Source organism: Tepidimonas thermarum (genome assembly GCF_007556705.1).
Lineage (GTDB): Bacteria > Pseudomonadota > Gammaproteobacteria > Burkholderiales > Burkholderiaceae_C > Tepidimonas > Tepidimonas thermarum.
The window spans coordinates 1-3,188 of the sequence record NZ_VJOL01000093.1; the positions used below are offsets into that span (position 1 = coordinate 1).

A 3,188-nucleotide genomic window follows, 5' to 3' on the forward strand; every position below is an offset into this window, starting at 1 on the left:
GGTTTCCGCAATGCTCGCCGAACTCGACGACGAGTGGCTGACCGGCAAGGTCTATCTCAACTTCAACCTGTAACCCGGTTGTCATGACCACCCAACCGGAAATTTACAGAAAAGAGGTTGCACAATCGCGCTGCTGATCCCCATGCGGGACACGGCGGGCACCCTGCACAGTCTGCAAGTGATCGACCCCGAGGGCGGCAAACGCTTTCAACCCGGCGGGCGGGTCAAGGGCTGTTATCACGCCATCGGCAAGCCTGAAGGCGTGCTGATCGTGTGCGAAGGCTACGCCACGGGAGTCAGCATCCATCAGGCCAGCGGGCACGCCGTGGCCGTGGCCTTCAACGCGGGCAATCTGGAAGCGGTGGCACTTGCCCTGCGATCCAAGTACCCCGATGCGCGGCTGATCGTGGCCGCCGATGACGATTGGCGCACCGATGGCAACCCCGGCATGAGCAAGGCCACGGCGGCGGCGCGTGCGGCGGGCGGCTGGCTGGCGGTACCCGTCTTTCCTGAGGGGCGGCCCGACAAGGCCACCGACTTCAACGACCTGCACAAGCTGGCCGGGTTGGAGGCGGTGCGAGCCTGCATTGATTCTGCCCAACCCGTGGCGGCCCCGGCTTTGCGCGATGCGTACGGGGGCGATTCCTGGCCCGATCCCGTACCCTTGCCCGACGCCTTGCCGCCGGTGGCCCTGTTCGATGAGGAACTGCTGCCCCAAGCCCTGCGCGGCTGGGTGGCCGACATTGCCATCCGGATGCAATGCCCGCCGGACTTCCCGGCGGTGGGGGCGCTGGTGGCCTTATCCAGCCTGATCGGGGCGCGCGCCGTGGTTTCACCCAAGGCGCGGGACGATTGGCGTGTGGTGCCCAACCTGTGGGGTTTGATTGTCGGCAGGCCGGGGGTGATGAAGTCCCCGGCGCTGGGCGAGGCGCTCAAACCCCTGCACCGGCTGGAGGCCATCGAGCGCGAACAGTGGAAGGCAGCGCATGAGGCATGGACGCTCGACTGCAAAGTGGCGGAACTGGCCGCCAAGCAAAACGAGAAACAGGCAGCGAGCATGGCCGCCAAAGACCCGGCCAAGGCGCGGGCGCTGCTGACACCGGCAGACCTGCCCGAAGAACCCACGGCGCGGCGCTACGTGGTCAACGACGCCACCGTGGAAAAGCTGGGCGAAATCCTCGAATCCAACCCGTGGGGCACGCTGTGCTACCGCGACGAAATCCACGGGCTGCTGTGCAGCCTGGATCGGCAGGGTCAAGAAGGGTCCCGGGCCTTCTACCTGCAAGCCTACGACGGCAACCAAGGCTACACGGTGGACAGAATCATCCGGGGCACCCACTACATTCCCCGCGTGTGCCTGGCCCTGCTGGGCGGCATCCAACCCGGCAAGGTGCAAAGCTACGTGCGCGAGGCCGTAGCCGGTGGCGCGGGCGATGATGGGCTGCTGCAACGCTTCGGGCTGGCCGTGTGGCCCGACGTGAGCCGGGAATTTGTCTATGTGGATCAATGGCCCGACACCCCAGCCAAGCAGGCCGCATGGGCCGTGTTCGAGCGGTTGAACCAACTGCAACCGGCCAGCGACACCGACCCCCACGAATGGCGCTTCAGCCCTGAGGCGCAAGGCTTGTTCGTGGAGTGGCTTGAACCCTTCGAGACCGAGATTCGCGGCGAGGAACTGCACCCGGCGCTGGTGTCGCACCTTGCCAAGTACCGCAAGCTGATTCCGGCGCTGGCGCTGCTGTTCGCTCTGGTGGACACCCCCGACAGCGGGAACGTGATCCACGAGCGCGAACTGTTGCGGGCGCTGGCTTGGGGCGACTACCTGCGCACCCATGCCGAACGTCTGTACGCGGCAGCGGTGATCCCCGAGACCGCCGGGGCGCGGCTGCTGCTGGACAAGATCAAGGCGGGCAAGCTGACAGACGGCGACGGCGTGCTGTTGGACGCCTTCACCCCCCGGCTGGTGGCAGTCAAACACTGGGCGGGACTTGCCACCCCCGATGCGGCGCGCAAAGCAGCGGACTTGCTGGCCGATTACGGCTGGCTGATGCGGGAGGCGGTGCCCACCGGCGCGGCCGGTGGCCGACCCAGCGAGCGCTACCTGATCCACCCCATGCTGCTGAAAGGGGGCGCATGATGGGCGCTTGGCTGGCACGGCTGAAAAATCAAAAAAGCCCCGACACCCACGCTACGAAACCTACAAAACCCCCGCAAGGGGAGGAAAAGGCAGGTTTCGTAGGTTTTGTAGCGTACCCCCCGGCCCCTTTCGCAAAAATCAAGCTGGGCGACGGCGCGGCGATCAAGCCCCAAGCGACAGCGGCAAACGAGGCCGTGCAACCTGACCCCGCACCCGCAACCGACCCCGACCGCTATTGCTGGCCGCACTCTGAGGCCATGAACACGGCGGAGATTGACGCCTTCATGGCGCGGCTGGCCCGGTTCACCGACAAAGGCGCGAGCTACGACGAAGCCGAGCGGCTGGCCGATGCGCTGGTGGCCCGTGACCGCCAAGGCGACGACCGGCGGCTGTGTCTGGAATGCGCCCACCTGCAAGGCGCTGGCCGCTGGCGCTGCGGCAACTGGCGGCACGCCGACGTGGGCCGCGAGGCGCTGGCGCGTGATCTGGTGCTGATGTTGCAGCGCTGCGCGGGATTTGCTGCATCGGTCAACCCGCCCCTATCCGAAGGACGGCAACCATGAAACGAACGTGCGCCAACTGCTGCGCCTACGATGCCCGATGGGGCTGCATCAACGGCATCTACGATGCGGCCCAGCCCAACGCCTGCTGCGCCCATCATCAGACCCCGGCGGAGTTTGACGCGGACATGCAGGCCATTGACCGCTTCCGCATCCGAATCGGGCTGCCCCCACGGTGGGGCTGGCCGGACGATGCCACCCCCGGAGTGACCCCATGATCGAGCGCAGCCTACCGAAAGCGGCGGCGCAACGACTGTTGCAATTGCAGGCGATGATGGACGCCATCGCATCCAAGCAGCAGGCCCGCAAGGCCGCGTCCGATCTGGCCCAGCGGCTGATGGCGCTGGGGGTGGAGCCTGAAAAGGCCCGCCAGGCGCAACGCGCCGGCCAAATCATCCAGCGCATCCGCGCGTTCGTCAAAAAGAGCGAGCCCAACCCCACGCTGTCGGACGTGGCGCAGATGGTGAGCAACGCCACCGAACTCGCCGACA

At 66.5% G+C, this 3,188-nt stretch carries 3 protein-coding genes and 1 pseudogene; all 4 read left to right on the top strand.

From position 1 onward, the window contains the following. Positions 1–142 precede the first annotated feature (142 nt). Positions 143–2,137, top strand: a complete 1,995-nt coding sequence (locus Tther_RS12840; RefSeq protein ID WP_143904491.1) for a DUF3987 domain-containing protein — start codon at positions 143–145, stop codon at positions 2,135–2,137. 257 nt (positions 2,138–2,394) lie between these two features. Further along, complete coding sequence (locus Tther_RS12845; RefSeq protein ID WP_143904492.1) at positions 2,395–2,700, top strand: hypothetical protein; 306 nt, start codon at positions 2,395–2,397, stop codon at positions 2,698–2,700. Continuing rightward, positions 2,697–2,915 (top strand): hypothetical protein, encoded by a 219-nt coding sequence (locus Tther_RS12850; RefSeq protein ID WP_143904493.1) that lies wholly within the window; start codon positions 2,697–2,699, stop codon positions 2,913–2,915. Before Tther_RS12845 ends, Tther_RS12850 begins: the two co-directional genes overlap by 4 nt. Beyond that, a pseudogene (locus tag Tther_RS12855) lies at positions 2,912–3,188 on the top strand (PAS domain-containing sensor histidine kinase); the annotation flags it as partial. The gene Tther_RS12850 and the pseudogene Tther_RS12855, both read left to right, overlap by 4 nt.

Bases quoted from the DNA above. Each gene is read 5' to 3' on its own strand.
- Tther_RS12845 (WP_143904492.1), top strand. From the start codon at position 2,395: ATGAACACGGCGGAGATTGACGCCTTCATGGCGCGGCTGGCCCGGTTC.
- Tther_RS12840 (WP_143904491.1), top strand. From the start codon at position 143: ATGCGGGACACGGCGGGCACCCTGCACAGTCTGCAAGTGATCGACCCC.
- Tther_RS12850 (WP_143904493.1), top strand. From the start codon at position 2,697: ATGAAACGAACGTGCGCCAACTGCTGCGCCTACGATGCCCGATGGGGC.